The organism is Mycolicibacterium sp. CBM1, from assembly GCF_054073305.1.
This window is the reverse complement of sequence record NZ_JBSXPP010000003.1, coordinates 169,618-193,828: the sequence shown is the minus strand read 5'-3', so window position 1 is coordinate 193,828 and position 24,211 is coordinate 169,618. Positions and strand designations below refer to the sequence as shown.

The following is a 24,211-nucleotide window of genomic DNA, read 5'->3' as shown; positions in this document are numbered from 1 at the left end:
CATGTCCAGCACGACACACACCACCTCGCCAGCCCGATTCGCGCGCCTGGCCGCCTTCACCACAAGCGACGAGGGCCGGCCCGCGCTGCTCGGTTTCCTCGGTGCGGTCCTGATCACCCTCGGCGGGCTCGGCGCCGGGAGCACCCGCCTGCACGACCCACTGCTGGAGTCGACGCACCTGTCCTGGCTGCGCTTCGGTCACGGTCTGGTGGTGTCCTCGGTGCTGCTGTGGGGCGGTGTGGTGATGATGCTGGTGGCCTGGCTGTGGGTCGGCCGGCGGGTCTGCCGGGGCGGTCCGGTCAGCGACTACACGATGGTCGCCACCACCGGCTTCTGGTTGACGCCGCTGCTGCTGAGCGTTCCCCTGTTCAGCCGCGACACCTACTCCTACCTCGCACAGGGCGCGCTACTGCGCGACGGCCTAGACCCCTACGCCGTGGGCCCCGTCGAGAACCAGAACCCGTTGCTGGACAACGTCAGTCCGATCTGGACCACCACCACCGCCCCATACGGACCGGCGTTCATCCTGGTGGCGCGCTTCGTCACCACGCTGGTCGGCGACCACGTCGTGGCCGGCACGATGCTGTTGCGGCTGTGCATGCTGCCGGGCCTGGCCCTGCTGATCTGGGCGGCCCCCCGGGTGGCCCGCCACATCGGCGCCAACGGCGCGGTGGCACTGTGGATCTGCGTACTCAACCCGCTGGTGATGATCCACCTGATGGGTGGTGTTCACAACGAGATGCTGATGGTCGGGCTGATGATGGCCGGGATCGCGCTGACCTTCGCCCGCCATCACAGCGCCGGCGCGGCCCTGATCGTCGTGGCCGTCGCCGTCAAGGCAACCGCCGTGCTGGCCCTGCCGTTCATGGTGTGGGTCTGGATGCGCCACCTGCACGAAGACCGGAACCTCTCTGCGACAAAGGCGTTCGCCACCGCATCAACGGCATCTGTCGCGATCTTCGTCGCGGTGTTCGCGGTGCTGTCGTGGGTGGCCGGAGTCGGCCTGGGCTGGCTGACGGCACTGGCCGGCTCGGTGAAGATCATCAACTGGCTGACCATTCCGACCGCGGTCGCCAACCTCACCAACGCCGTCGGCGGGCTGTTCTTCGGCGTGAACTTCTATGCGGTGCTCGATGTCGCCCGCATCGTCGGCATCGCCATCATCGCCGTGTCACTTCCCCTGCTGTGGTGGCGGTTTCGGCACGACGACCGGGAGGCACTGACCGGCATCGCCTGGGCGATGCTGGTGGTCGTGTTGTTCGTCCCCGCGGCGCTGCCCTGGTACTACACCTGGCCGCTGGCGGTGGTGTCCGCCCTAGCTCAGTCACGGACGGCGATCGCGGCGATCGCCGGGTTCTCGACGTGGATCATGGTGATCTTCAAACCGGACGGGTCACACGGGATGTACTCCTGGATCCACGTGTTGCTGGCGACCGCGTGCGCGCTGGTGGCGTGGTATTCACTGCACCGCGCCGATAAGCCGGCTCAACAGGCCGGCTAATAGGCCATAGCTTGGGCGCGCCGGATCACCTCGCGGGCCTGGTGCGCGTGCAGGGCGTCGACCGGCCGAGCGTTGTCGATCCGGTCCCGCACGCCATCCTTGGTCAGCGTCAACGACGGATCCGCGGTGAACAGCCAGCGCATGATCTCGTTGTCGCGGTAGCCGCCGTCGCGCAGCACCGCCAGCAGACCGGACAGATTCTTGACGACCTGGCCTGCGTCGGTGAAGAACGCCTTCGGGATCATCGGCACACCGCCTCGGCGGATCGCCAAGAGGTGGCCCTCGCGCAACTGCTGGTGCACCTTCGTCACCGGGATGCGCAGCATCTCGGCAACCGCGGGGAGGTCATAGACGGGTTCGGCGGGATCTAGCACATCGTCGCCGGCGGGAATACTGCTCACCAGGCCAGTCTAGGGCCGACTGCCCACGGCATACCATGTGTCGGTGACGTCGGACCCACTCATGGGCGTGCTGCTGGAGGACCGGTACCGCGTCGAGGCCAAGATCGCCACCGGCGGCATGTCGACGGTGTACCGGGGTTTGGACGTCCGATTGGACCGGCCGGTGGCGCTGAAGGTGATGGACGCCCGCTACGCCAACGACGTTCAGTTCCTCACCCGGTTCCAGCGGGAGGCCCGAGCGGTGGCCCGCCTCAAGGACCCGGGGTTGGTGGCGGTCTACGACCAGGGTGGCGGTGGGTCGAGCCGGCAGCCTCCTTTCCTGGCCATGGAACTGGTCGAGGGCGGCACGCTGCGCGAACTGCTGCGTGAGCGCGGGCCGATGCCGCCGCACGCCGCTGCCGCGGTGCTGCGCCCAGTGCTGGGTGGTCTGGCAGTGGCGCATCGGGCCGGGCTGGTGCACCGCGACGTCAAGCCGGAGAACGTGTTGATCTCCGACGACAGTGAGGTCAAACTCGTCGACTTCGGCCTGGTGCGTGCGGTAGCCGAGGCCGGGATCACCTCCACCAGCGTCATTTTGGGTACCGCGGCCTACCTGTCCCCCGAACAGGTCAGCAACGGCGCCGCCGACGCGCGCAGCGACGTCTACGCCGTCGGCATCTTGGCCTACGAATTGATCACCGGCGCAACGCCGTTCGGCGGTGATAACCCCCTCACCGTCGCCTACCAGCGGATGGACCATGACGTCGCGCCGCCCAGCGTGGCGATCGCCGGGGTGCCGCCGCAGTTCGACGAGCTTGTCGCGCGAGCCACCGCCCGCAACCCCGACGAGCGGTTCGCCGATGCCGGCGAGATGCGCGAGGAGCTCGACGCGATCGCCCAGGAACTCGCGCTGCCGAACTTCCGTGTGCCCGCTCCGAAGAACTCTGCGCAGCACGCCGCGGCCACCGCCTTCCACAGCCGGCCCGCCGATGCGCCGACGGTGGGCCAGCCGGTCAGGAACCCCACCCGCGCACTGGTGCGCGATCCTGCCGAATGGCAGCCCGCTCCCGAAATCGACGAATACGACCATCAATATGGTTCCGCACCAACACAATTCGCGGGCATCGACATCACCGACTTCGCCTGGGAGCAACAACGCGCTCGGCGGGCGCTGATGTTCTGGATGCTGATCGTGCTGATCCTGACCGGACTTGTCGCCGCAGGCGCTTGGGCCCTGGGCACCAACCTGCAGGGCCTGATCGGCAACTAGCGGCCACATACAATCGCTGTGAGCCCAACCGGTGACCCGGGCGGGACCCTGCACCAGCATTCAACCGGTGACTCGCGTTATCCGCTTCAATGCCTTCGACATGAACTGCGTCGCCCACCAGTCCCCCGGATTGTGGCGCCACCCCGCCGACCAGTCGTGGCGGTACAAGGATCTGCAGTACTGGACCGACCTGGCGAAGCTGCTCGAGCGCGGCCGGTTCGACGGACTGTTCATCGCCGACGTGCTGGGCACCTACGATGTGTACGGCGCCAGTGACGAAGCCGCCATCCGGCACGCCGCACAGATCCCCGTCAACGATCCCCTCCTGCTGGTGTCGGCGATGGCGCTGGTCACCCGAGACCTCGGATTCGGCCTGACCACCGGCACCGGATTCGAGCACCCCTATCCGTTCGCCCGCCGGATGTCCACGCTGGACCACCTCACCAACGGCCGCATCGGCTGGAACGTGGTAACCGGTTATCTGCCCGCCGCTGCGCGCAATATGGGTCAGACCGATCAGCCCGCGCACGACGCCCGCTACGAGCACGCCGACGAGTACCTGGAGGTGCTCTACAAGCTGTGGGAAGGCTCGTGGGAGGACGACGCGGTGGTGCGCGACCGGGAACGCGGCGTGTTCACCGACCCGGCGAAGGTGCACCACATCGGCCACCAGGGCACACACTTCAGCGTGCCGGGTGTGCATCTGTCGGAGCCGTCGCCGCAGCGCACACCGGTGATCTTCCAGGCCGGCTCCTCCCCGCGCGGGGTGCGCTTCGCCGCGGAGAACGCCGAAGCGATCTTCACCGCGGCACCTACCAAGGAGATCCTGGCCAGGACGGTAACGACGATTCGCCGCGAACTCGAACTGGCCGGCCGAGATCCATACGCCGCCAAGATCTTCAACCTCACGACTGTCGTCACCGCCGCGACCGACGAGGAGGCCCACGCCAAGCACGCCGAATACCTGTCCTACGGCGACCCCGAGGGCTCGCTGGTCTTCATGTCCGGCTGGATGGGTGTGGACCTCGCCCGCTACGGGCTCGACGAGCCGATCGGCAACGTCGACTCCAACGCGATCCTGTCCGCCGTGGCCGCCTTCCAGTCCGGCGACCCCAACGGGCACGAATGGGCGGTGCGCGACATCGCCGAATGGGGTGAGATCGGCGGAATGGGTCCCCGGATCGTCGGCTCGGGAGCCCGGGTCGCCGACACACTGCAGGAGTGGGTGGCCGAGACCGATGTCGACGGATTCAACCTGGCCTACGCGATCACCCCCGGCACGTTCGCCGACTTCATCGAGCACGTCGTGCCGGTGCTCACCGAGCGCGGTGCCTACCAATCCGGCTACGCCCCCGGCACACTGCGCAACAAACTACTCGGCCGCGGTGACCGGCTCCCGGAGGAACACCGCGGCGCGAGTTACCGGGTGGGTGGGCCTTCCTCGACGATCATCGAACGGCCCTCGACGGTGCCTTCTTCGGCCGCATCGGCTGCGGCCCAGCCGGCCCGGGGACGGTGAATGGCCGGAACACCTCGGGTAACGACACCGAAAACGGGTCGCGACGAACACCTTTCAGCAGCCGTCCAGCGAATTCCCAGTTGACGGGGCCGCCGCCGTACGATCTACTTGGCCGGCGCCGATCTGACACGGCGCGCCGACCGCGGATGACGACGGAGGTGACCGACATGGACGAGGGAAGTAGTACTCGACGCCATGCCCGGCTACCGCGTCCGCGCGGCTGAGGTCGCTCTTCGCCGACAATTCGGCATCGACGGTGCGGTCGATGTTGGCGGGCATGGTTCAAACCCCAAGACCCTGGGCCGTTGCGTGCCCGTCGACACTGACCGAAGGTGGGGTGATCCCGCATGGCCTCTGCCACGTTCCCGAGCCGGGGGGCCCTGGCCCGTCCGGCCGGCAGCCGGGCCGCCGATTTGGCTGTCTTCGCCGGCTCCGCAGCGCTGTTGTGGCTGATCGTCCGGGTCGGCTCGACCGCCGATGTCCCCTGGACGGTCCAGAGCGCCCCGGCGGCGGTGAGCACCGATCCGGCGGAACTGCCGTACTATGCGGCTCGATCGCTACTGAGAATGTTTGCCGCGCTTGTCTTTTCAGTGCTATTTACGTTCGTGTACGCAACGGCCGCGGCGCGTTCGCGGCGCGCCGAAAAGGTGCTGATCCCGTTGCTGGACATCCTGCAGTCGGTGCCCATTCTCGGCTTCCTGTCGATCACGGTCACCGGGTTCATCGCCCTGTTCCCGGGTTCCGAACTCGGCCTGGAATGCGCGTCGATCTTCGCGATCTTCACCTCCCAGGCCTGGAACATGACGTTCGCCTTCTACTACTCGCTGAAGTCCCAGCCCCGCGACCTCGACGAGGCATCGCGGCTGTTGCGGCTGACCCGCTGGCAACGATTCTGGCGAGTCGACCTGCCCGGCGGCATGATTCCGCTGGTCTGGAACGGCATGATGAGCTTCGGCGGCGGCTGGTTCTTCCTTACGGCGTCAGAAGCGTTGAGCGTCAACGGACATCAGGTGGCGCTGCCGGGTATCGGCGCGTACGTGGCGGCGGCCGGCGACGAAGGCGATCTGAGCAAAGTGTTGCTCGCCGTCGTGGTGATGGTGCTGATGGTCATCGCGGTCAACGTGCTGTTCTGGCGGCCGCTGACGGCATGGGCCGAACGGTTCCGCGTCGAGGATTCCGAGGCTGCCGATGTGCCGCGCAGCTTCACCCTGAATGTGTTGCGCCGCTCCCGGATACCGGAACTCGCCGGACGCCCCCTGAGCCGGCTGATCCACCCACTCGACCGGGTGATGTCGGTGTTCGGTATCGCCGACCGGCCGCTGCGTCCGGTGGCTGCCCGACGCCGGGCCGGTGACATCCTGTTCGCGCTGGCGGTGGCCGCGGTCATCGGCTACGGGACCTACCGGGTGATCACCTACATCGCCGACGGGGTTGGCTTCGGCGAGGTGTGCAACGCGCTGCAATTGGGCCTGGCGACCTTTGCGCGGGTGATCGTGGTGGTGGTCGTCGCGACGCTGCTGTGGGTGCCCGTCGGGGTGTGGATCGGGATGAGCCCGCGGGTTTCCCGGCTCGCGCAGCCCGTCGTTCAGGTCCTGGCGTCGTTTCCGGCCAACTTCCTGTTCCCGCTGGTGACCGCCGCGCTCGTCGCCACCGGCATCGGGCTGAACATCGGCGGCGTCGTGCTGATGGCGCTCGGCTCCCAGTGGTACATCCTGTTCAACGTGATCGCCGGTGCCAGTGCGATTCCCAACGACCTGCGGGAGGCCTCGGCCAACCTGCTGCTGCCGACGCCTCTGAAGTGGCGAAAACTCATCCTGCCGGCCATCTTCCCCAGTTACGTCACCGGTGGCATCACGGCAGCGGGCGGCGCCTGGAACGCGTCGATCGTGGCCGAGGTGGTCAGCTATCACGGCTCCACCCTGACCGCCACCGGGCTGGGCTCCTACATCACCGAGGCCACCGCGACCGGGGACCAGGGCCGCATCCTGATCGGCGTGATCGTGATGAGTTTCTTTGTCGTACTGACCAACCGGGTTTTCTGGCGGCGGCTGTACACGCTGGCCGAACGTCGTTACTCGTCGACCTAACCCCTGCTCGACGGAGGTGTTCTCATGACCGCTCGCGACGACGTGATCGTTTCGCTGGATCACGTCACCAAGAGTTTCACCGGCACCGCCGGTGACGCCCTGCTGGTGCTCGACGGCGTCAGCCTCGAGCTGGCCGCGGGTGAGATCGTGGCATTGCTGGGCCGGTCGGGGTCGGGCAAGTCGACCCTGCTGCGTATCGTCGCCGGACTGATCAATCCCAGTTCCGGGACAGTGTGTTACCGCGGCCACGAACTCAACGGCGCCAATCCTGGCACCGCGATGGTATTCCAGACTTTCGCGCTGATGCCCTGGCTGACCGTGCAGGACAACGTGGAACTCGGACTGGCCGCCAGGGGTGTCGAGCCGCAGGAGCGCCACCGGCGGGCGCTGAAGGCCATCGACCTCATCGGGCTGGACGGCTTCGAATCCGCGTACCCCAAGGAACTCTCGGGTGGTATGCGCCAGCGGGTCGGGTTCGCGCGGGCGCTGGTCCTCGAACCCGACCTGCTGCTGATGGACGAGCCGTTCTCGGCGCTGGATGTGCTCACAGCGGAGAACCTGCGCACCGAGCTGATGGCACTGTGGGGTGCCAAAGAGTTCCCGACCAAGGCGATCTGCCTGGTGACCCACAACATCGAGGAGGCAGTACTGCTGGCCGACCGGGTGATCGTGCTCGGCGCCAATCCCGGACACATCCGCGCCGAGCTGACCGTCGAGCTGGACCGGCCGCGTGACCGGCGATCCCGGGCATTCGAGGCCATCGTCGACAGGCTCTACGGTCTGCTCACCGGCGTCGAACATGATTCCGGCATAACCGAACCCGCCAAGGCCACCCCTACCGACACACCGTTGCCCAACGCGACGGTGGGCGGACTGGCGGGGCTGGTCGAGATCGTCTACGCCCGGCACGGCCGGGCCGACCTGCCCGACATCGCCGCAGAACTCAACTTCGACATCGACGATCTGCTGCCGCTGGTCGATGCCGCCGCGCTGCTGGGACTGCTGCACGTCAGCGACGGGGACCTGGAATTGTCCCCGGCGGGAAGGGAATTCACCACCGCCGACATCCAGACGAGCAAACAGATCTTCGCCGAACAAGCCCGCCGCCGGGCACCGCTAGTGCGGACCATCTGCAGTGCGCTGGGCACCTCATCCGACGGCAGCCTGCGCGCCGGATTCTTCCTGGATCTCTTGCGGCGCGGGTTCGGGCCCGACGATGCCCGCCAGCAACTGGACACCGCCATCGACTGGGGCCGCTACGGCGAGCTGTTCGACTACGACACCGACACCGACACGATCACTGCCGACCCGGCGGCGGGCATCTTCGCGGTCAGACCGTCGTAGCGCGAGGTCAGTCGCGCAGCATCTCCGCGACCAGGAACGCCAGCTCGAGGCTCTGCTGGGTGTTCAGCCGCGGATCGCAGGCCGTCTCGTACCGGCCCGCCAGATCGCTGTCGGAGATGTCCTGGGCGCCGCCGAGGCACTCGGTGACGTTCTCGCCGGTGATCTCGACGTGGATGCCGCCGGGATGGGTACCCAGCGCGCGGTGCACCTCGAAGAAGCCCTGCACCTCGTCGACGATCCGGTCGAAGTGCCGGGTCTTGTAGCCGGTGGAAGATTCGTGGGTGTTGCCGTGCATCGGATCGCACTGCCAGATCACCTGGTGACCCGAGGCCTGTACCTTCTCGATGATCGGGGGCAGCACGTCGCGCACCTTGTGATTGCCCATCCGGCTGACCAGGGTAAGCCGGCCGGCCTTGTTGTGCGGATCGAGCCGCTCGACGTACTCCACCGCCAGTTCGGGCGACGTGGTCGGGCCGATCTTCAGGCCGATCGGGTTCGCGATCGTCTCGGCGAAGGCGACATGCGCGCCGTCGAGCTGACGGGTGCGCTCCCCGATCCAGACGAAGTGTGCCGACAGGTCGTAGAGCCGGGACTCGGGAGCGTCCAGCGGGTACTCCTGGCTCAGCCGCAGCATCGCCCGCTCGTAGTCCAGGACCAGCGCCTCGTGGCTGGCGTAGATGTCGGCGGTGTCGAGGTTGCGATCATTCACCCCGCACGCGCTCATGAACTTCAGGCCGCGGTCGATCTCACCGGCCAGCTGCTCGTAGCGGGCACCGGCCGGCGATGTGCGAACGAATTCCCGGTTCCAGTCGTGCACCAGGTGCAGGGAGGCCAGGCCCGACGATGTCAGGGCGCGGACCAGGTTCATCGCCGCGCTGGCGTTGGCGTACGCGCGCACCAGGCGCGACGGATCGTGCTCGCGGACCGCGGCATCGGGGGCGAAGCCGTTGACCATGTCGCCGCGGTAGGACTTCAGGCCCAGTGCGTCGATGTCCGAAGAACGCGGCTTGGCGTACTGCCCGGCGATGCGGGCCACCTTGACCACCGGCATGCTGGCGCCATAGGTCAGCACGACCGCCATCTGCAGCAGCGTGCGAATGTTGGCGCGGATGTGCGGCTCGGTGTTGTCGGCGAACGTCTCGGCGCAGTCGCCGCCCTGCAGCAGGAATGCCTCGCCGCGGGCGACCGCAGCCAGCTGGGCGGACAGCTTCTCGATCTCGGACGGCACGGTTACCGGCGGCACGCTCTCCAGTACCGTGCGCATTGCGGCGGCCTGGCCGGCGTCCCAGCTGGGCTGCTGAACGGCCGGCTTGGCCAGCGCGGCGTCCAGGCGCGCACGCAGATCCGCCGGCAACGGCGGCAGCGACGGCAGCTGTTCGATCGGTACGTCAACGGTCCAGTTCACCCGTCCATGGTAACCGGGCGCACCAGTGGGTTTTCACCACCCGAGCGGCGGGCTACCTGCGGTAAGGGGCGTCGGCGGGGGTAGCGCCGCGGTCCACACCGGTGGTCATCAACACGTACCGGCGCATGTTGTGGCGGGCGTCGACGAGCGCGTCGTGGGTGTCATGCGGGCGCGGTGGCATCCGTGGGCAGCCGCGGTCCTCCCAGAATTGCCGCAGCTCGCGGGTGAAGCGCGGGATCTGCGGGGGCAGGCTGGTCATCGGGCCCCACAGCTGGCACAGAGCCACATGGTCGTAGGCGGCCACCCAGGCCCACAACTCGATCGGCTCGTCGTCGTCGATGCCGAAGAACTCCTCCAGGCCCTCGCGGATCCTACGGCGGGATTGCCACAGCTGCGACGACGGCGACGGCAACTTCGGCAGCACGTTGGTGCGCACCCAGCGGCCGGCGGACTCGGGATCGAACTCGGTGGAGATCGCGTAGAACTCGCGGCCGTCCTCGGCGACCACACCGATCGAGATCAGGTCGATGATCCGGCCGTTGTCGATGAATTCCGTGTCGTAGAAGAACCGCACCGGCCGCACCCTATCCCGAGCCGGCCGCGACCGGCGGCGTGGTGTCTCCCGAACGGATCGGAGCCGGTGCGGCGTGGATCTCACGATCGAGTTCGGCGTCCACCTCGGCGTCGGCCGGGAAGCTGGGCTCGCCGGCGATAACGTGCTGCAGCCACAGTTTGGCCTGCACGACCGGTCGGCGCACATAACGTTCCCGCTCAAGCGCCCGCCGCATCTTCTTGGGCTTGTCCTGGTAGTGCCAGCGGGCCCACGGAGCATGCGGCCGGGACAGTCGGATCGCCCCGACGAACAGCAGCGGCGTGATGAACATGCCGATCAGACCGGTCCAGACCTTGCCCTTGAGTAGTACGACCACCGCCAGGGCCAGGGTCAGCGAGGCCATCACGACCACCGTCGCACGCGCCACCAGCGAATCGTCCTCCCGCCAGATGCCGATGTCGAAGAACGACAGCGGGTTGAACCCCATGATCAGCAGGCCGGCCACCGCGACCGCGGCGAACACTGCGTCCACCGAGGCGCGGCCGTCTTCGGCCCAGTAGACGTCCTCAAGGTGCAGGATCAGGGCGAACTCGTCGAGAACCAGGGCGGCTCCGATACCGAAAACTATTGCCGCCGCGGTGAATTCGCCGACACCACCGTCGACCGCCAGTGTGACCATGGTGACCCCGGAGATCATCACCAGCACGATCCCGATGACGACGTGGTGGATGTGCAGTCCGCCCTTGCCGGAGATGTTGCGCGGCTGCCACCACTTGCGGGGCCCGGTCTTGTCGGCATTGCTGCGGATGTAGCGCACGATCGTGCGGGTGACGAAGAACGTCATGATGAACGCGATCAGGCACCACATCAACGGCACGCGCCCGGGGGCGACGACATCGAAGTGCAGTCCGAAGGGCACGGGGACAGAAGATACGCCGCCGGTGGCCCAACGCGCTCGCCCGGCGGGGATATCGACGGGCGCGCCGGGCGTGCACCGATAGTCTGGGTCGCGACATGAGGATGCGGCAGTCGCCCGGGGTGGGCAGTGAGATCGGGCGGGCTCTGGCCTCGCCCGCGGGCAATCGGTGGCTCGTCGCGAGCTGGCGTGTGACGCAGCTGCTGATCGTCGCGGGCCTGGGGTACGCCGGCTGGCAGCTCTTCGGGCACCTCCCCTACCGCATCGACATCGAGGTTTACCGGATGGGCGGGCAGGCCTGGCTGGATGGCCGGCCGCTCTATGCCGGGGACGCGACATTCCACACCCGCATCGGGCTGGACTTGCCGTTCACCTATCCCCCGCTCGCCGCGATCGTGTTCAGCCCGTTCGCCTGGGTGCCCTTCGCGGCGGCCAGCGTGACGATCACCGCGATCACCCTGGCGCTGCTGTTGGTGTCGACCTGGATCGTGTTGACCCGGCTGCAGGTCTGGAAGACCTCGGCGCTGACGCGGGAGCCGGCCTGGCTGCGGCGCAGCTGGCTGGCGGCCGGCATCGTCGCGCTGGCGACGCTGTACCTGGAGCCGATCGACGCCAACTTCGCGTTCGGTCAGATCAACGTGGTGCTGATGACGCTGGTGATCGCCGACTGCCTGCCGCGTCGCACCCCGTGGCCGCGAGGGGTGCTGGTGGGCGTGGCGATCGCGCTGAAGCTCACTCCCGCGGTGTTTTTGGTGTACCTGGTGCTCCGCCGCGACGGCCGGGCAGCTTTGACCGCAGTGGGCTCCTTCGTCGTCGCCAGCCTGCTCGGGTGCGCGCTGGCGTGGCGCGATTCGGTGGAGTACTGGATGACCACGGTCCGTCATACCGACCGGATCGGCAGTGCGGCGCTGAACACCAACCAGAACATCGCCGGCGCGTTGGCCCGCCTCGGCCTGAGCAAGAGCGTCCACTTCGTGTTCTGGACGGTGGCCTGCTTCGTGGTGCTCGCGTTGACGGTCTGGGCGGTACGCCGGGTTCTGGCAGCCGTGCCCGCCGGCAGCGACGGCGGGGACGAGGCGACGCTGGCGCTGATGTGCGTCGCGCTGTTCGGCCTGGTGGTCTCGCCGGTGTCGTGGTCACACCACTGGGTGTGGGCGCTGCCGACGGTCATCGCCGCCGCGGTGGTGGCCTACCGGCGGCGCAATGTCGCGCTGGGCGTGGTCACCGCGGTCGGCGTGGGGTTGATGGTCTGGATACCGCTGGAGCTGCTGCCCAAGCACCACGAGGAGACAGCGTCGTGGTGGCGCCAACTGGTCGGGATGTCCTACGTATGGTGGGCGGTCGCCGTGCTGCTCGTCGCCGGACTGACCATGCGGCCGGGCGTCAGCCCGCGGCGGTCTCCGGGATCCGCGCCGGCGGCTGACCTGGTGCACCCGGCGTAGCGTCCGCCGGTGTGTCGGCGTTCTTCAGCGCCGCGGCGTAGATGTCGACGTACTCCTGGCCGGACAGCTTCATCAACTCGTAGATGACCTCGTCGATGACCGCCCGCTCGATGAAGCGGTTGCCGGCAAGACCGTCGAAGCGGGAGAAGTCCATCGGTTTGCCGAAGCGCACCGTGACCCGGCCGAAGCGCCACATCTTGGAGCCGGGCGGGTTGACGACGTCGGTTCCGATCATCGCGACCGGAATGACCGGGACACCGGTCTCCAGCGCCAACCGGGCCAGCCCCGTCTTGCCCTTGTAGAGGCGGCCGTCGGGCGATCGGGTGCCCTCCGGGTACATCCCGAGCAACTTGCCCCGCTCCAGCAGCCGCTTGGCGGTGTCGAGTGCGGCCTTCGCGCTGTCGGCGTCGGTACGGTCGATCGGCACCTGCCCGGTGCAGGAGTAGAACCAGCGGTTGAACGCGCCCTTGAGCCCGGTGCCGGTGAAGTACTCCGCCTTGGCCAGGAACGTGATGCGCCGACGCAGGACCAGCGGCAGATAGAAACTGTCCGCCACCGCCAGGTGATTACTGGCCAGGATTACCGGGCCGGAAGGCGGAACATACTCCAGCCCTTCGACTTTCGGCCGGCCCAACAACCGCAGAAGAGGCCCCATCAAGACATACTTGAACAGCCAGAACCACATGGAGCCTCCCAATCGGGCGCGCGCGCTTTGCGCCAACTCTACCCAGCCCGCCAGCGGCCGACCACACGTCGGCGCCGTACTATTCCTCGACGGTGATCGGGATGTGCTCGTAGCGGCCCGGCGCCACGGACTGCGGCTCGGGACCGGCGCCGTCGGGCGGGGGGCCGTCGGGCTCCGGACCGGGCGGACCCGGCTCGTCGAGCATCGCGCGGATCATCGTCACCAGGGCCACACTGTGCTCTGCGACCACGTTCAGCAGCGGATGCTGCTCCCCGTTGACCAGTGCCGCCAGCGCACAGACCGGACACCACACCTGCTGGCACTTCCCCGGCTCGCCGCCGGCACCGGCGCCGGCCGCCATCGCCGCACCGGCGCGGATGGCCGGATCCAGCCGGTCGAGCAGTGTCTGGGCCAGCGCTCGCAGCTCCGGCCCGATGTCGGCGTGGGATCCACTCACGCGGGCCACACCTCCGGGTTGGGTCGAAAACGCACGGTGAGTTCGGTTCCGCGCAGTGCCGCATCGAGCACGATGCACCTGCGCAGCACCGACGCCAGCCGCACCCGGCGCCGCATCCCTGCGACGCCGATGATCAGGTCGTCGGCGACCCGGCCCAGCGTCAGCGCACCGGAGTCGATTTGCGGCAACTCTAGTCGCATTCGGTAGACGGCATCGAGGCCAGAACCGGATTCGCGGTCGACCACCGGCCGCAGCGGCCCAGGCGGCGACGACCCGTCCTGGCGGCGTGCGCTGTCGAGAAGCTGTGCCAGCGCCTTGGCACCGATCGGTTCGCCGGCCAGATGCGGCACCAGGACCAGCTGGACGTCACCGATCGTGGCGGTCAGTTCCTCGAGGACGGCCTGCTGCTCACCGATCCGCTCGGCGTACCAGTCGAAGGCGGGATGGTCGGGCAGGTTGCGGTACTCATAGGAATCGTCTTGCAGAAGAACCTGATTGACGAGCAGCTCGTCGACCCGAACGCCCATCAGGGCCAGCGAGCCCAGAGTGCGCACCGCCTCGGCGGCAACCACCCGTTCCGGGGTGAGGACCAGGTGGGCGCTCACCCGGTCACCGTCGGTCAGCAATGCGGACAGCCCTTCGACCCCGGCACTGACGGCTTCGACCCCCGCCACCAACGCTGCGCTGTGGGCGTTCTCGACGGCGGCGCTCAGTCGACGGTGTCGGGGCCAGGCCCGCTCGGCGTACAAGGCGAACGCGGCGGGCAACGTCAGCATCCGCATCGCGTCGGCGGTCGACGCGCAGTCGACCACGACGTAGTCCCACTCGCCGGAATCAGCCAGAGCGGCCACCTCGGCCAGGCCAAGCACCTCCTGGACTCCGGGCAGTGCGGAAAGTTCCTCCGGGGCAATGTCATTGAGATCGGACTCGGCGAATCTGGCGGACAGCACCGGCGCGACGATCCGCCATCGGGCCTCGAGCAGGGCCAGGGTGTCCAGCGCCAGGGCGTCCAGGTGACCGCCAGCGGCGTCGTCGGTGTCCTCCTCGGAAAAGATCCGGACCGGCTCGCGTGCGCCGGTCGGCGCGATCGGCGCACCCAACACCTCCCCGAGGGAATGCGCCTGGTCGGTGGACACCGCGAGCACCCGCTGTCCGGCCAGCGCCGCCCGCACGGCCGTCGCCGCCGCGAGTGTGGACTTGCCGACGCCGCCTTTGCCGACGAAGAATCCGATCCGGGCCGGAACAGTCAGGCCCGCACCGTCGGCGAGAGCGTCACCGGGCTCCACTCAGCCCTCGACCCGCTTCTTCAGGTCCTTCAGCGCGGTGTCGGTCAGCCTCCGCTCGGCCTTGCGCTTAAGCAGGCCGATCATCGGGATCATCAGATCCACCGACAGCTCATAGGTGACGTCCGTTCCAGAACCATTGGGTTTCAACGTGTATGCACCGTCGAGTGCCCGCAACAGCGAGCTTGAAACCAGCGACCAGCGCACCGACTTGCGGTCGGCGGGCCAGTCGTAGGACAGCACCATGGTGTCCTTGAGCACCGCGGCGTCGAGCAACAGCCGTGCGGTCAGCGGATAACCCTGGTCGTCGGCCTCGATGACTTCGGTCTCCTTGTACTCCGACACCCACTGCGGGTAGGAACCGATGTCGGCGATGACGTCCATCACGGTGACCGGATCCGCGTCGATATAGATGGTCTGCGCCGTCTTGTCAGCCACTGTTGCCAATTCCCGTCGCTTCAAGCTCCGTACCCGACAGAGACTCCTCGGCCACAAACGGTACCCTTCCGACCCAGAGCGTGACCGGATATCAGCGGCCAGGTGCCAGCCCCACCGGCCGCGCGGCCTCGAGCGTGGACTTGACCTCGAACGCCATCCGCTTGCCCGCCACCCGGCGGCTGTGGGTGAGCTTGGCCAGATTCATCTTGGCCAGCTCCCAGGCGGCCGCGCCGCTGGGCTCGGCGTGCAGGAAATAGTGCAGCACCACACCGTCGAGCACCGGTTCCAGCCAGATCTCCATGGTGCCGGTCAGCGCTCCGGTGACCGTCCACCGCACACCCTTGTCGGCCCGGTCCTCGACGACCTCCAGGCGCAGATCCGGCCACCATCGTCGCCAGCTCGCCCGGTCGGCGACCGCACGGCCCACCGCCGCGGGATCGGCGGCGACGAACGTCTCGTCGGCGACCTGGATGCTGTTCATAAGCACAAGCTTCACATATCGCGCCCCGGCGCGAGGCAGGTGCCCGGCCGGTGCAGGCAATCACACCGCCGTGACACCGTTGACTAGGCTGGACGTCACCAAGCCGCCGTTTCCAAGGGGTTCAAGTGCGTGAGTACAGCGTTCCGGCGTCGTTCGCCATCGGCGAGCACGACAGCATCGTCAGTTCGGTGTACGACCACGAGCGTGCCGACCCCGACCATGTGATCTTCCAGCGGTTCGTCGACGGCGCCTGGGCCGACATCACGTGTGCCCAGGCGGCAGCACAGATCCGCTCTGCTGCACTGGGGCTGATCGCCCAAGGTGTGCAGGCCGGTGACCGGGTGGCCATCCTGTCGGCGACGCGCTACGAGTGGGTGATCCTGGACTACGCCATCCTGTCGGTCGGCGCGGTGACCGTGCCGATCTACGAGACGTCCTCCGCCGAGCAGGTCCGCTGGGTGCTCGAGGACTCCGGCGCGGTGCTGGTATTCACCGAGACCGAGGCGCACGCCCAGATGGTCTCCGAACTCCACGACGAACTGCCGGGCCTGCGCACGACACTTCGCATCGAATCCGCCGGCCCGACCGCCCTCGACGAACTGGCCGAAGCGGCGGCCACCGCCGATCCGGCCGAGCTGACCCGTCGGCTGGCCGCGGTGCGCTCGGCCGACGCGGCGACACTGATCTACACCTCCGGCACCACGGGCCGGCCCAAGGGTGTCGCGTTGACCCATTCCAACCTGCTTTACGAAACACGCGGTGCGGCAACGTGTTTCCCCACCCTGCTGCGTAAGGGCGAGCGGCTGCTGGTGTTCCTGCCGCTGGCGCACGTGCTGGCCCGCGCGCTGTCGATGTCGGCGTTCGCCAACAAGGTGACCATCGGCTACACCAGCGATATCAAGAACCTGGTGCCGATGCTCGGAGTGTTCAAACCGACGATCCTAGTCTCGGTGCCCCGAGTATTCGAAAAGGTCTACAACACAGCGGAATTGAACGCCCGCGACAGCGGCCGCGGCCGGATCTTCGACCTGGCGGCCAAGACTGCGATCGCCTACAGCGAGGCCCTGGCCACTGGCAGCCCGAACCTGCTACTGAAGGCGGCCCACGCGGTGTTCGACCGGCTCGTCTACGGCAAGCTGCGCGCCGCGCTGGGCGGTGACTGCCGAGCCGCGATCTCCGGCGGCGCACCGCTGGGCAAGCGGCTCGGGCATTTCTACCGCGGTGTGGGGTTATCCATCTACGAGGGCTACGGACTGACCGAGACCAGCGCGGCGATTACGCTGAACCGCATCGACGGGCTCAAGGTCGGCACCGTAGGCAAGCTCATTCCGGGCAACGCGATGACCGTCGCCAAGGACGGAGAGCTGTTGGTCAAGGGCGGCGTGGTGTTCAACGGCTACTGGCGCAACGAGAAGGCAACGGCCGAGGCGATCGTCGACGGCTGGTTCCACACCGGAGACCTGGCCAGTATCGACGCCGAGGGCTTCCTGTCGATCACCGGCCGCAAGAAGGAGATCATCGTGACCGCGGGCGGCAAGAACGTCGCCCCCGCGGTCCTCGAGGATGCCCTTCGCGCACACCCGCTGATCAGTCAGGCGATGGCGGTCGGCGACAACCAGCCCTTCATCGGGGCGCTGATCGCGATCGACCCGGAATCGTTCGAGGTGTGGAAGCAGCATCACGGCAAGGCGGCCGGAGCATCCGTGCAGGAATTGCGCGAGGACCCGGACCTGCTCGCCGAGATCGAGGTGGCAATCAAGGACGCCAACGCCCATGTGTCGCATGCGGAATCGATCCGCAAGTTCCGTATCCTGCCGTGCGACTTCACCGTGCTGACCGGTGAACTCACCCCCACGCTGAAGGTCAAACGCAACGTGGTGGCACAGAAGTTCGCCGACGAGATCGAGGCCATCTACGCCAAGAGCTGAGCGAGCCGGGCACTGTGGGTCGCCCAGTTCCAGTCGCTGTCGATCCACCGCCGCCCTGTCTCGCCCATCCGCGCGGCCAACGCGGGATCGCAGAGGATCTCGCTGACGGCGTCGACGATCTCCTCGCGTACTCGCCCGTCGACGACTCGGCCCGTCTCGCCGTCGCGGACGGACTCCGGTGCGCCACCGGAGCGGCCGGCGACGACGGGCAGCCCGGTCGCCGAAGCCTCCAGGAACACGATTCCCAGTCCCTCCACGTCGAGGCCGGAACCCCGGGTGCGGCACGGCATCGCGAAGACGTCGCCCATCGCGTAGTGGGCGGGCAACTCCGCGCTGGGGACCGCCCCGGTGAACACCACGTGCTCTGCGACGCCGGCGCGGTGGGCGAGCTTGCGCAGGTCCTCTGCGTAGGGTCCGCCTCCGACGATCGCCAGTACCGCATCGTCGACCCGTCGCCGGATGTCGGGCAACGCCTCGATCAACATGTCCTGGCCCTTGCGGGGAACCAGCCGGGACACGCACACGACGGTCGGGCGCTCGTCGAGGCCGTAACGCCGGCGCAGTTCGGTCCTGGCCGCGGGGTCTGGGCGGAAGCGGTCGGTATCCACCCCGGGCGGCAGTGGTTCGAGCCGGGCATTGGGGCCGAATGCCGAGGCGAACCTGCCGCGGGTGTAGCGGCTGACGAAGGTGACGACGTCGGTGGTGTCGCCGATGCGCCGCAACGCCGATCGGGCCACTGGAAGCATGGACCAGCCGACCTCGTGGCCGTGTGTACACGCCACCACCCGGCGCGCGCCGGCGGCGCGGGCCCTCGTGGCCAGCAGCGCCAGCGGCGCCGCAGCGCCGAACCAGACGGTCTCGATGTCGTGTTCGCCGATCAGCGCCCGCATCCGGCGGTCGACCCCGGGTTCGGGCAGCATCAGGGTGCCGGGATGGCGCACGATCCGGTAGCCGGCGGCCCGGTCGTAGTCCTCGGCCCCCTTCCAGCGGGGTGCGTAGACAATGAGCTGATGCTCGCCGGTGGCCACCAGCCGGTCGACGAACTGTTCCAGGTAGGACTGGATACCGCCGCGTCGCGGTGGAAAATCGTTGGTGACCAGCAAGATTCGTGTCATCGACCGATACGTTATCGGGTCAGCCAGCGCGCCCAGCGGGCGCGTAGGTCGGCGAGGTCGGTGTTCAGTGCCCGCTGCACCGCGGTGGCGAAGTCGCCGTGGCCGGGCCCACACGCCGCGACGTACAGTCGGCGCAGGCCGTCGACCCCGTAATCGTCGGCGACGAACCGCGCGAACCACCACGCCCGGTCGTAACCCATCGCCCGCTGCGGCCCGAACTCATCGAGCTCGGCGCTGCTGGGCAATGTTGTTTGCGCGGCGGCCGCGGCGGGCAACGGCGTGGGCGGCCGGGCAACGAAATCCGCTGTCCCCTCGACGAGCCAGCGGGGGGCATCCAGTGCGGTGTCGGCTCGTGCGGCGAGATGAAACAGCTCGTGGGTCACCACAATCCGCAACGAGGCGTCGCTGATGCGGGAGGCACCCGGCGCCACCACAATGCGCTGACCGTCGGCATGATGCCGAGCGAAATCGATGCCGTCAGCCACCGACACGGCTGCGATGTCCGACCAGCGGCCGTTGGGATCCAGTCCAGCCTGGGCGACGAACTGCGGCTCGGAGTCGGTGGCGATCACGACGATCTCGTGGTCCCAGTCGGTGCCCCAGAACCGTTCGACGGCCTCGACCGCGCCGCCCATCTCGGACATGATCCGGGTGAGCAGGTCGTCGGTGCGGGTTCCGCCCAGGCTGATCAACCGCACGGTCCGGCCGTCGCCGACCACCGGTGGGGCCGAATCGGACCGAACCGTCGGTGCGGCCGCCGGCACGGGTGGTGCGGGAGCGGCGTTGGCCAGCAGGCTCGACGCGATGATCAACTCGGCGACGAACGCGACAAGCAGGGCTGTGGCAAGGCCACCGCGCCGGCCGGGCCGGTCAGTATCGGCGGACGTTGTAGATCGGGGCGTTGTTCACCGGGGCGATCCGCACCGGCTGGCCGAAGGTCGACGCGTGCACCATCATCCCGTCGCCGATGTAGATCGCGGAGTGCGAGGCGTCCGAGTAGTAGTTGACGACGTCGCCGGGCTGCATCTGATCCAGCGAGACCGGTTGGCCGCCGGCGGCCAGCGCCTGGCTGGAGTGCGGCAGGAAGATGCCGGCCTGCTGGAAGGCCCACATCACCAGGCCGGAGCAGTCGAAGGCGTTCGGGCCAGAACCGCCCCACACGTAGGGATCACCGATCCGGGTCAGCGCGGCCTGTACGGCGACGGCGGCCTGCTCACCGCCTGGGCCCGGGGTGGGAACAGCGGCCATCGGGACCACTTCGGCAGCCGGCGGCGCATCCGGCGGTGGCGGCGGGGCGTCCTCGATCGGTGGCAGCGCGGCGGGCGCGGGCGCGGCCAGGATCTCCGGCGGCGGGACCGGGCCAGGAGCGGCCAGCGCGGTCCGCTGATCCGGGGTGAGCATTTGGTAACGCGACTTGACGACGGAGATCTGGACCTGCAGCTGCGACTGCTTGCGCTGCAGGTCGGCGCGCACCGCCGCGGCCTGCTCGGCGGCGGTCTTGGCATCGTCGGCCGATTTGGCCGAGGCCGCCTCGGCCTGCTTCGCCTCGTCGTTGAGCCGGCGATAGTTCTGCATCTGGACGGCCATCTCGGTGGCCATCACCCGCTGGATCGCCATCTTGTCGATCAGGCCCTGCGGGGACTCCGCGGTGAGGATGGCGTTCAGACCATCTGTGCGGCCGCCCATGTATACCGCGGCAGCAAATTTGTCGACGGCACCTTGGTAGGTTGCCAGCTGGGACTTCGCGGCGTCGACGGCAGCCAGGTCGTCGGTGTGCTTGCGTTCCGCGGCGGCTTGCACCTGCAGCTTCTTGTCTAGGTCGAGCTGGGCTGAATGCATCGACTCGGTGAGCTGCTCGGCCTGCCGGGAAAGCTCGTTGAGCTTTGCCAGCCCGTCCTCGGCGGGGTCGGCGTGCACAGCCCCCGAGATAACGGCGAAGAGAAGCATGAGGCCCGCAACCCCACCGACTAGAGGGCGTCGAAGAACGCGTTTAGTCAGGAACTCGCGGTTGAACCTCAAGATTCAGCATCCTTATAAGTGCCGTCGACGCCAAGCGCGTCGAGCTGCCTTAGGTCTCGAACAGGTTACGAAATGGCATCGGCGTTGTCCAACGCGAGACCCAGATTTAACAGACTCTCAGCCACTCGGGCCTCACCAGTCACAACCTCCCGTCCAACCTACCAGGAGGCTAGCTCGCCAGGCCCGGACCTCGGTCCCGGTGGATCGGAACCAGCCTGAGTCGGGGTGCCAGCCCGGCCTCGGCCAGCACCTCAAGCGCGGCTCGTTCGTCGTCCAGCAAAGTCTCCGGCACGCCCAGCAATACGCTCACCACGCAGTCGCGACATCCCGGCCCACGCACCGCACAGTCATCGCAGTCGATGACCACCGGCTCACACGGCTCTGTCCCCATTGTGGGGTCTCCTCTCCTCGGGCTTGGCCGCACGCTAACGCCGACCCCCGACAAGTTGGCCGCCCCGGAGTGGCGCCCGCCTCCTGTCAGTGCCGCTGCTTACCGTCTGTGGCTGTGGCGAGCTCACCGATGGATGCGCAGCTGAGCTTCGCCGATGTCGACCCGGCTGCCGACGTGTCCCTGCGGGACACCACCTTTGTGGTCGTCGACCTCGAAACCACCGGCGGGCGTGCCACTGCGTCGGCCGGCGGCGCCTGTGACGCGATCACCGAGATCGGCGCGGTCAAGGTTCGCGGCGGCGAGGTGCTCGGAGAGTTCGCGACGCTGGTGGATCCGCAGCGCTCGATACCACCGCAGATCGTTCAGTTGACCGGGATCACCACCGCCATGGTGCGCAATGCGCCCACCATCGACGCGGTGTTGCCGATGTTTCTGGAGTTCGCCCGGGGCTCGGTGTTGGTGGCGCACAACGCCGGCTTCGACATCGGCTTCCTGAAATCCGCTGCCGAGCAGTGCGGCATCGGGTGGCCGCGACCACCGGTGCTGTGCACGGTGCGCCTGGCGCGCCGGGTACTCAGCCGCGAGGAGGCGCCGAGCGTGCGGCTGGCGAGCCTGGCCAAGCTGGTGGGATCGGCCACCCAACCCACCCACCGCGCCCTGGACGACGCCCGGGCCACCGTCGACGTGTTGCACGCGCTGATCGAGCGGGTCGGCAACCAGGGCGTGCACACGTACAGCGACCTGCGCGGTTACCTGCCGAACGTGTCCAACGCCCAGCGCGGTAAGCGGGTGCTGGCCCAGAAATTGCCGCATCGCCCCGGGGTGTACCTGTTCCGCGGTGTCGGCGGCGAGGTGCTCTACATCGGGACCTCGGGCGATCTGCGCCGCCGCGTCGGCCAATACTTCACCGGGGCCGACCCGCGCGGGCGGATCAAAGAGATGGTGGGCCTGGCGCACAGCGTCGACCACGTCGAATGCGCCCACGCGCTGGAGGCAGGAGTGCGCGAGCTGCGGCTGCTCGCGGCGCACGCCCCGCCCTACAACCGCCGTTCGCGATTTCCGCATCGCTGGTGGTGGGTGGTGCTGACCGACGAGGCCTTTCCGCGGCTGTCGGTGGTCCGCGAGCCGCGCCAGGACCGAACGATCGGGCCGTTCCGGTCGCGGGCCGACGCCGTCGACACCGCCGCTCTGATCGCCAGGTTCACCGGCGTGCGGACCTGCACGGCCCGCATCGGTCGCACCGCCACCCACGGCCCCACCTGCCCCGAGCGAGAGGTCGGCCCCTGCCCCGCGCCGCGCGGAGTGAGCGCCGAGGACTACTCGCCCGCACCGCGACACGCCGCTGCGCTCATCGACGGACTCGACAACTCCGCGTTCGCCGCCGCCATCGGACAGGTCGGCGACCTCGCCGAGCGAGGCCGCTACGAGAGCGCCGCGCGGCTGCGGGACCATATCGCCGGTGCCGTCGACGTCGTCTGGCGAGGGCAGCGGTTGCACGCCCTGGCCACGGTCGAGGAACTCGTGGCAGCCGCACCCGACGGCGCGGGTGGCTGGCAACTGGCGGTGGTACGCCACGGTCAGCTGGCCGCGGCCGGAGTGGCCCCCCGTCGCGTCCCACCGATGCCGGTGGTCGACGCGCTGTGCGCCGGCGCCCAGGTGGTGCTGCCGCGACCGGCACCGCTGGGCGGCGCCCTGGTGGAGGAGACCGCACTGATCAGCCGGTGGCTCGCCGAACCTGGAGTTCGAATAGTCTGGGCAACAACAGGTTTCGCCTCACCGAGGGCGTCCGCCGGACCCTTCGCGCAGTGGGCGGCCACGGCACGTTCGGCGCGGCTGGCCGCCGAGCAGGTCCAGCGACTGGATTCAGAGCTGTTGGGTCAACCGCACCCAACGCGTCAAGAGCTGCTCGGCCGCACCGGAATCGATGGTGTCGGCGGCCCGAGCCAGCCCGTCCTCCCACGACGGCAACCATTCGGCGTGGCTGGATAGCCCGGCGTGGGCGACCATCGCCCCGGCCGCGTTGAGGATCACGGCGTCGCGCACCGGACCCTGCGCCCCACCGAGAACCGCACGCGCCTGCTCGGCGTTCTCCTGCGCCTCCCCACCGACCAGTTCTTCAATGCCGGCCCGCGGAAAGCCGAAGCCCAGCGGGTCGAAGGTGAGTTTGTCGATGGTGCCTGCCTGAACCCGCCAGATGGTGCTGGTGGTCGTGGTGGTCAACTCGTCGAGCCCGTCGTCGCCGTGCACCACCAGCACGCTGCTGCGCCGCGCCGCGAAGACCCCGGCCATCACCTCGGCCAGGTCGCCGAACGCGCATCCGATCAAGCCCGCCCGCGGACCGGCCGGATTGGTCAGCGGCCCGAGCAGGTTGAACACCGTCGGCACGCCGATCTCGCGCCTCGGCGCTCCGGCGTACTTGTAGGACGGGTGGAACACCGGGGCGAAGCAGAAACCGATCCCCACCTCGGCCACGCACCGAGCAACCTGCTCGGGACCCAGGTCGATGCGGACACCGAGAGCCTCGAGCATGTCGGCACCCCCGCTTTTCGACGACGCGGCGCGGTTGCCGTGTTTGACCACCGGGACGCCGGCCGCGGCGACCACGATCGCCGACATGGTCGAGAGATTCACCGTGTTCGCCCGGTCGCCACCGGTGCCCACGATGTCGACGGTGTCGGTGCCGATCACATCGGTGGGCACCCGAAGCGCGTAGCGCAACATCGTGTCGGCCAGCTCGCGCACCTCGGCAGCCGTCGGACGCTTCATCTTCATCGACACGCCGAAGGCCGCGATCTGAGCCGGTGTCGCGACGCCCGTCATGATCTGGTCCATCGCCCAGGCCGCCTCCCCCGGCACGAGCTCCAGACCGGCCGTCAAACGGTCCAGGACCTGCGGCCATGACGAAATCGGTGAGCCGGAGCCAAGGTTCGAAACAGGGTGAGTCACGCGCCGATAATCCCACGCCGACGGGGAACTCCACCGGGCGGTTCGACGACA

General features: G+C 68.3%; 21 protein-coding genes and 1 pseudogene. 8 read left to right on the top strand and 14 right to left on the bottom strand.

All coding sequences use genetic code 11. The annotated features are described in order from the left end of the window. The first annotated feature begins 1 nt into the window (after nt 1). Nucleotides 2-1,501, top strand: coding sequence for an alpha-(1->6)-mannopyranosyltransferase A (locus tag ACXDF8_RS05435; protein ID WP_457222226.1), 1,500 nt, complete (start codon nt 2-4; stop codon nt 1,499-1,501). On the opposite strand, the gene ACXDF8_RS05430 is transcribed toward ACXDF8_RS05435, so the two are convergent. After that, a complete protein-coding gene (locus ACXDF8_RS05430) occupies nt 1,498-1,902 on the bottom strand; it encodes an Rv2175c family DNA-binding protein (RefSeq protein WP_457222225.1) in 405 nt (134 codons plus the stop codon). The genes ACXDF8_RS05435 and ACXDF8_RS05430 overlap by 4 nt on opposite strands. A gap of 37 nt (nt 1,903-1,939) precedes the next feature. Here ACXDF8_RS05430 and ACXDF8_RS05425 point away from each other — a divergent pair, with 37 nt between their 5' ends. From ACXDF8_RS05425 to ACXDF8_RS05410, 4 genes are all read left to right on the top strand, one after another. Next, nucleotides 1,940-3,151 (top strand): protein kinase domain-containing protein, encoded by a 1,212-nt coding sequence (locus tag ACXDF8_RS05425; RefSeq protein ID WP_457222224.1) that lies wholly within the window; start codon nt 1,940-1,942, stop codon nt 3,149-3,151. 67 nt (nt 3,152-3,218) lie between these two features. Next, on the top strand, nt 3,219-4,670 hold the full coding sequence (locus tag ACXDF8_RS05420; RefSeq protein WP_457222223.1) for an LLM class flavin-dependent oxidoreductase: 1,452 nt from the start codon (nt 3,219-3,221) through the stop codon (nt 4,668-4,670). A gap of 347 nt (nt 4,671-5,017) precedes the next feature. Further along, nucleotides 5,018-6,757 carry an ABC transporter permease gene (locus ACXDF8_RS05415; RefSeq protein WP_457222222.1) on the top strand — a complete coding sequence of 580 codons (1,740 nt, stop codon included), beginning with the start codon at nt 5,018-5,020 and terminating at the stop codon, nt 6,755-6,757. Nucleotides 6,758-6,781: 24 nt separating this feature from the next. Further along, complete coding sequence (locus ACXDF8_RS05410) at nt 6,782-8,101, top strand: ABC transporter ATP-binding protein (RefSeq protein WP_457222221.1); 1,320 nt, start codon at nt 6,782-6,784, stop codon at nt 8,099-8,101. A 7-nt stretch (nt 8,102-8,108) separates the two neighbouring features. On the opposite strand, the gene ACXDF8_RS05405 is transcribed toward ACXDF8_RS05410, so the two are convergent. The 3 genes from ACXDF8_RS05405 to ACXDF8_RS05395 are packed head-to-tail and all read right to left on the bottom strand — an operon-like array spanning nt 8,109 to nt 10,927. Continuing rightward, nucleotides 8,109-9,506: a class II 3-deoxy-7-phosphoheptulonate synthase gene (locus tag ACXDF8_RS05405; protein WP_457222220.1), complete on the bottom strand. Its 1,398-nt coding sequence runs from the start codon at nt 9,504-9,506 to the stop codon at nt 8,109-8,111. Nucleotides 9,507-9,558: 52 nt separating this feature from the next. Next, nucleotides 9,559-10,080: a polyadenylate-specific 3'-exoribonuclease AS gene (locus tag ACXDF8_RS05400; RefSeq protein WP_457222219.1), complete on the bottom strand. Its 522-nt coding sequence runs from the start codon at nt 10,078-10,080 to the stop codon at nt 9,559-9,561. A gap of 10 nt (nt 10,081-10,090) precedes the next feature. Further along, nucleotides 10,091-10,927: a hypothetical protein gene (locus ACXDF8_RS05395; RefSeq protein ID WP_457222370.1), complete on the bottom strand. Its 837-nt coding sequence runs from the start codon at nt 10,925-10,927 to the stop codon at nt 10,091-10,093. Between the two features lie 146 nt (nt 10,928-11,073). On the opposite strand from ACXDF8_RS05395, the gene ACXDF8_RS05390 reads away from it, so the two are divergent. Further along, complete coding sequence (locus ACXDF8_RS05390; protein WP_457222218.1) at nt 11,074-12,417, top strand: glycosyltransferase 87 family protein; 1,344 nt, start codon at nt 11,074-11,076, stop codon at nt 12,415-12,417. On the opposite strand, the gene ACXDF8_RS05385 is transcribed toward ACXDF8_RS05390, so the two are convergent. The 5 genes from ACXDF8_RS05385 to ACXDF8_RS05365 all read right to left on the bottom strand — a co-directional run bounded on the left by ACXDF8_RS05385 (nt 12,359) and on the right by ACXDF8_RS05365 (nt 15,761). After that, the gene (locus tag ACXDF8_RS05385; protein WP_457222217.1) at nt 12,359-13,102 is read right to left on the bottom strand and encodes a lysophospholipid acyltransferase family protein; all 744 of its coding nucleotides are present in this window, start codon (nt 13,100-13,102) and stop codon (nt 12,359-12,361) included. The genes ACXDF8_RS05390 and ACXDF8_RS05385 overlap by 59 nt on opposite strands. 79 nt (nt 13,103-13,181) lie before the next feature. Then, a complete protein-coding gene (locus ACXDF8_RS05380) occupies nt 13,182-13,559 on the bottom strand; it encodes a hypothetical protein (protein ID WP_457222216.1) in 378 nt (125 codons plus the stop codon). Continuing rightward, the gene (locus ACXDF8_RS05375) at nt 13,556-14,845 is read right to left on the bottom strand and encodes an ArsA family ATPase (protein ID WP_457222215.1); all 1,290 of its coding nucleotides are present in this window, start codon (nt 14,843-14,845) and stop codon (nt 13,556-13,558) included. Before ACXDF8_RS05375 ends, ACXDF8_RS05380 begins: the two co-directional genes overlap by 4 nt. Further along, nucleotides 14,846-15,280, bottom strand: coding sequence for an SRPBCC family protein (locus ACXDF8_RS05370; RefSeq protein ID WP_457222214.1), 435 nt, complete (start codon nt 15,278-15,280; stop codon nt 14,846-14,848). A gap of 91 nt (nt 15,281-15,371) precedes the next feature. After that, entirely contained in the window at nt 15,372-15,761 is a 390-nt protein-coding gene (locus ACXDF8_RS05365; RefSeq protein WP_457222213.1) for a polyketide cyclase / dehydrase and lipid transport, read from the bottom strand. Between the two features lie 125 nt (nt 15,762-15,886). On the opposite strand from ACXDF8_RS05365, the gene ACXDF8_RS05360 reads away from it, so the two are divergent. Further along, nucleotides 15,887-17,689: an AMP-dependent synthetase/ligase gene (locus ACXDF8_RS05360; RefSeq protein ID WP_457222212.1), complete on the top strand. Its 1,803-nt coding sequence runs from the start codon at nt 15,887-15,889 to the stop codon at nt 17,687-17,689. On the opposite strand, the gene ACXDF8_RS05355 is transcribed toward ACXDF8_RS05360, so the two are convergent. The 4 genes from ACXDF8_RS05355 to ACXDF8_RS05340 all read right to left on the bottom strand — a co-directional run bounded on the left by ACXDF8_RS05355 (nt 17,674) and on the right by ACXDF8_RS05340 (nt 21,214). Beyond that, entirely contained in the window at nt 17,674-18,804 is a 1,131-nt protein-coding gene (locus ACXDF8_RS05355) for a glycosyltransferase family 4 protein (RefSeq protein WP_457222211.1), read from the bottom strand. The two genes, ACXDF8_RS05360 and ACXDF8_RS05355, sit on opposite strands and share 16 nt — an antisense overlap. 11 nt (nt 18,805-18,815) lie before the next feature. Next, nucleotides 18,816-19,610 carry a hypothetical protein gene (locus ACXDF8_RS05350; RefSeq protein ID WP_457222369.1) on the bottom strand — a complete coding sequence of 265 codons (795 nt, stop codon included), beginning with the start codon at nt 19,608-19,610 and terminating at the stop codon, nt 18,816-18,818. A 64-nt stretch (nt 19,611-19,674) separates the two neighbouring features. Then, on the bottom strand, nt 19,675-20,823 hold the full coding sequence (gene ripC / locus ACXDF8_RS05345; protein WP_457222210.1) for a peptidoglycan hydrolase RipC: 1,149 nt from the start codon (nt 20,821-20,823) through the stop codon (nt 19,675-19,677). Nucleotides 20,824-20,992: 169 nt separating this feature from the next. After that, entirely contained in the window at nt 20,993-21,214 is a 222-nt protein-coding gene (locus ACXDF8_RS05340) for a hypothetical protein (protein WP_457222209.1), read from the bottom strand. Between the two features lie 129 nt (nt 21,215-21,343). Here ACXDF8_RS05340 and ACXDF8_RS05335 point away from each other — a divergent pair. Continuing rightward, a pseudogene (locus ACXDF8_RS05335) lies at nt 21,344-23,140 on the top strand (DEDD exonuclease domain-containing protein); the annotation flags it as partial. On the opposite strand, the gene trpD reads toward ACXDF8_RS05335, so the two are convergent. Further along, nucleotides 23,078-24,160, bottom strand: a complete 1,083-nt coding sequence (trpD, locus tag ACXDF8_RS05330; protein WP_457222208.1) for an anthranilate phosphoribosyltransferase — start codon at nt 24,158-24,160, stop codon at nt 23,078-23,080. The pseudogene ACXDF8_RS05335 and the gene trpD overlap by 63 nt on opposite strands. Nucleotides 24,161-24,211 lie beyond the last annotated feature (51 nt).